Source organism: Borborobacter xinjiangensis (assembly GCF_047739745.1).
Classification (GTDB): Bacteria; Pseudomonadota; Alphaproteobacteria; order Rhizobiales; family Rhizobiaceae; genus Pseudaminobacter.
This window is the reverse complement of sequence record NZ_JBLLVA010000065.1, coordinates 1-4547: the sequence shown is the minus strand read 5'-3', so window position 1 is coordinate 4547 and position 4547 is coordinate 1. Positions and strand designations below refer to the sequence as shown.

At 69.2% G+C, this 4547-nt stretch carries 2 protein-coding genes; both read left to right on the top strand.

The genetic code is table 11. From position 1 onward, the window contains the following. Positions 1 to 1674, top strand: coding sequence for an NAD(P)H-dependent oxidoreductase subunit E (locus tag ACLKMW_RS26245; RefSeq protein ID WP_415727461.1), 1674 nt, complete (start codon positions 1 to 3; stop codon positions 1672 to 1674). A 2-nt stretch (positions 1675 to 1676) separates the two neighbouring features. Next, on the top strand, positions 1677 to 4469 hold the full coding sequence (fdhF, locus tag ACLKMW_RS26240; RefSeq protein WP_415727460.1) for a formate dehydrogenase subunit alpha: 2793 nt from the start codon (positions 1677 to 1679) through the stop codon (positions 4467 to 4469). Positions 4470 to 4547: the final 78 nt, after the last annotated feature.

The following is a 4547-nucleotide window of genomic DNA, read 5'->3' as shown; positions in this document are numbered from 1 at the left end:
ATGACATTTCAGGAACGTGGTCGTCGGGATCGGGGACCGAAGGGTCGCGGGCTTGACGATGTGGCGCTTGGCGAGGTTCGGGCGCTGCTGGGGTCGCGGGCGCGGCGGCGGGATCTGTTGATCGAGTTCCTGCACCTGATCCAGGACCGGTACGGGCATTTGTCGGCGCGGCATTTGCGGGCGCTGGCGCATGAGCTGAGGCTGGCGCAGGCCGAGGTCTACGAGGTCGCCTCGTTCTACGATCATTTCGACGTGGTCAAGGAAGGCGAGACGCCGCCGGCGCCGCTGACGATCCGGGTGTGCGATTCGGTGAGCTGCATGCTGGCCGGGGCCGAGAGCCTGGTCGGGGCGCTTGAGAAGGGCGCCGACCCGGCCGCGGTGCGGGTGGTGCGGGCGCCGTGCATGGGGCGCTGCGCCGGGGCGCCGGCGGCGCGCATCGGCGACCGCGAGGTAGACCACGCGACGGCGGACGGCCTGTTGGCGCTGGCCAAGGCCGGCGACACAAAGGTCAAGGTGCCCGACTACACCGGGCTTGCCGCCTACCGCGCCGACGGCGGCTACCGGCTGCTTGAGAAGGTGCGCGCCGGCGCGGTGAAGACCGAGGACCTGATCGCCACCATGCAGGATGCCGGCCTGCGCGGGCTGGGCGGGGCGGGCTTTCCGGCCGGCAAGAAGTGGCAGTTCGTGCGCTCCTATGCCGGGCCGCGGCTGATGTCGATCAATGGCGACGAGGGCGAGCCGGGCACCTTCAAGGACCGCGTCTATCTAGAGCGCGACCCGCACCGCACGCTGGAGGGGGCGCTGATCGCCGCGCACGCGGTCGAGGCCGAGCGCATCTATTTCTACATGCGTGACGAATATCCGGCGGTGCTGGCCATCCTGCGCGCCGAGATCGCCGCGCTGGAGGCGGCCGGCCTGGCCGCGCCCGGCTTCATCGAGCTCAGGCGCGGCGCCGGCGCCTATATCTGCGGCGAGGAAAGCGCGATGCTGGAGAGCATCGAGGGCAAGCGCGGCATGCCGCGCCACCGGCCGCCCTACATCGCCGAGGTCGGGCTGTTCGGCCGCCCGACCTTGAACCACAATGTCGAGACCTTGTGGTGGATCCGCGACATCGTCGAGAAGGGGCCGGCCTGGTTTGCCGGGCAGGGCAAGCCCGGCCATCCCGGCATCCGCTCGTGGTCGGTGTCGGGGCGGGTGAAGAACCCCGGCGTCAAGCTGGCGCCGGCCGGGGTGACGGTGCGCGAGCTGATCGAGGGCTATTGCGGCGGCATGGCCGACGGCCACAGCTTCAAGGCCTATCTGCCGGGCGGCGCCTCGGGCGGCATATTGCCGGCCTCGCTCGGCGACATTCCGCTCGATTTCGGCGGCGAGCTCGCCAAGCACGGCGCCTTCGTCGGCTCGCATGCGATCGTGGTGTTTTCCGACCAGGACAGCGCCAAGGCGGCCACCCTCAACCTGCTGAAGTTCTTCAAGCATGAGAGCTGCGGCCAGTGCACGCCGTGCCGCGAGGGCACCGGCAAGATGGTGGCGCTGCTGCAGAAGGACGGCGCCCTCGACGAGCCGGCGCTGCGCGACCTCGAGCAGGTGATGCGCGACGCCTCGATCTGCGGCCTCGGCCAGGCGGCGCCCAACCCGGTCAACCATTTGTTGACGCATTTCCGTAAGGACCTCTGAAGATGGCGGGCACAATCGAATTCACCCTGGACGGCAAGACGGTCAGCGCGGCCGAAGGCGAGACCATCTGGGACGTGGCCAGGCGCGAGGGCACCAAGATCCCGCATCTGTGCCATGTCGACCTGCCCGGCTACCGCACCGACGGCAACTGCCGCGCCTGCATGGTCGACATTGAGGGCGAGCGGGTGCTGGCCGCCTCCTGCATCCGCACCCCGACCCCGGGCATGGTGGTCAACACCGCCAGCGAGCGGGCGGCGAAGTCGCGACAGATGGTGTTCGAGCTCTTGGCCAGCAACATGCGCCCGGCCGAGGAGGGCCCCGACAACCAGTCGGCGTTCTGGCAGTGGGCCTTCTCGATGGGGATTTCGGGCAGCGAGCGCTATCCCTCGAAGTTCGACGCGGCGGAGATTGCCGAGTTCGACATCTCCAACCCGGCGATCGCCGTCAATCTCGACGCCTGCATCGCCTGCGGCGCCTGCGCGCGCGCCTGCCGCGAGGTGCAGGTCAACGACGTCATCGGCATGGCCGCGCGCGGCGGCCACACCATCCCGGTGTTCGACATGCACGACCCGATGGGGCTGTCGACCTGCGTGACCTGCGGCGAATGCGTGCAGGCCTGCCCGACCGGGGCGCTCTACGAGAAGACGCTGATGGACGAGGCGGCCAGGACCCGCGCCATCCAGGAATTCGACAAGGTGGTGGACTCGCTGTGCCCGTTCTGCGGCGTCGGCTGCCAGACCAGCGTCGCCGTCAAGGACAACAGGATCGTCCAGATCGACGGCCGCAACGGCCCGGCCAACGAGAACCGGCTGTGCGTCAAGGGCCGCTTCGGCTTCGACTATGCGATGTCGCCGGAACGGCTGACCAGGCCGCTGATCCGCCGCGACGACGCGCCGAAGGCCGGCGACATCGACCTGCGCGGCGTCGATCCGCTGACGGTGTTCCGCGAGGCGAGCTGGGAGGAGGCGCTGGAGCGCGCCGCCTCCGGGCTGAAGACCATCCTCGACCAGCATGGCGGCAACGCGCTGGCCGGCTTCGGTTCGGCCAAGGGCTCCAACGAGGAGGCCTATCTGTTCCAGAAGTTCATCCGCCAGGGCTTCGGCACCAACAATGTCGACCACTGCACCAGGCTGTGCCACGCCTCCTCGGTGGCGGCGCTGATGGAGGGGGTCGGCTCCGGCGCGGTGTCGGCGCCGTTCATGGATGCGCTGAAGGCCGACTGCGTCATCGTCATCGGCGCGCGCCCGACCACCAACCACCCGGTCGCCGCCACCTATTTCAAGCAGGCGGCCAAGCGCGGCACCAAGCTGATCATCATGGACCCGCGCGGCCAGGACATGATGCGCCACGCCAGCCATTCGCTGCGCTTCAAGCCGGGCAGCGACGTGGCCATGCTCAACGCGCTGATCCACGTCATCGTCGAGGAGAAGCTCTACGACGAGCAGTACATCCAGGCCAACGTCTCCGGCTTCGAGGCGCTGAAGGCCAAGGTCAAGGACTTCTCGCCCGAGGCGATGGCCGAGGTCTGCGGCATCGAGGCCTCGGTGCTGCGCGAGGTGGCGCGCACCTATGCCAAGGCCGAGCGCTCGATGATCTTCTGGGGCATGGGCGTGTCGCAGCACACCCACGGCACCGACAATTCGCGCTGCCTGATCGCGCTGGCGCTGATCACCGGCCATGTCGGGCGCCCCGGCACCGGGCTGCACCCGCTGCGCGGCCAGAACAACGTCCAGGGCGCCTCCGACGCCGGGCTGATCCCGATGTACTATCCCGACTACAAGTCGGTGGAGAATGTCGACATCCGCGGCCAGTACGAGAACTTCTGGGGCCAGACGCTCGACCCCAAGCGCGGCCTGACCGTGGTCGAGATCATCGACGCCATCCATGCCGACGAGATCAAGGGCATGTACATCATGGGCGAGAACCCGGCGATGTCGGACCCCGACCAGAGCCATGCCCGCGCCGCCCTTGCCCATCTCGAGCACCTGGTGGTGCAGGACATCTTCCTGACCGAGACCGCCTGGCATGCCGACGTGGTGCTGCCGGCCTCGGCGCATGCCGAGAAGCTCGGCACCTTCACCAACACCAACCGCCAGGTGCAGATCGGCCGGCCGGCGCTCGAGCTGCCCGGCGAGGCGCGCCAGGACCTCGACATCATCATCGAGCTGGCCCGCCGCATGGGCCTCGGCTGGACCTACGGCCATGTCTCGGAGGTCTACACCGAGATGGCGCGGGTGATGCCGTCGCTGAAGCACATCTCCTGGGAGCGCATCGAGCGCGAGGGCTCGGTGATCTACCCGGCCGACGGCCCCGACCTGCCCGGCAACGAGATCGTCTTCACCTCCGGCTTCCCGACCTCGGACGGGCGCGGCCGCATCGTGCCGGCCGACCTGCTGCCGCCCGACGAGGTGCCGGACGCCGACTTCCCGCTGGTCTTGACCACCGGGCGCATCCTCGAGCACTGGCACACCGGCGCCATGACCAGGCGCGCCGGGGTGCTCAACGCCATCGAGCCCTACGGCATCGCCGCCATGAACCCGCACGAGATCGCCAGGCGCGGCCTGGCCATCGGCGACATGGTCGAGGTCGAGACGCGGCGCGGCACCGTCGAGGCGATCCTGCGCGCCGACCGCGAGGTCGCCGACGGCATGGTGTTCATGCCGTTCTGCTTCAACGAGAGCCCGGCCAACAAGCTGACCAACCCGATGCTCGACCCCTACGGCAAGATCCCCGAGTTCAAATACTGCGCCGCCCGCGTCCAGCCGCTCACCCAGCACGCCGAGGCCGCCGAATAGCGCCACGCCCGGCGGCGGCGCACCCAGCCCCGCCACGACCGCATCCAAGCAAAAGGCCCGCCAAACCGGCGGGCCTTT

What these genes read in the sequence shown, in the direction of transcription:
- ACLKMW_RS26245 (WP_415727461.1), top strand. Translation starts at nt 1, where the DNA reads ATGACATTTCAGGAACGTGGTCGTCGGGATCGGGGACCGAAGGGTCGC.
- fdhF (WP_415727460.1), top strand. Translation starts at nt 1,677, where the DNA reads ATGGCGGGCACAATCGAATTCACCCTGGACGGCAAGACGGTCAGCGCG.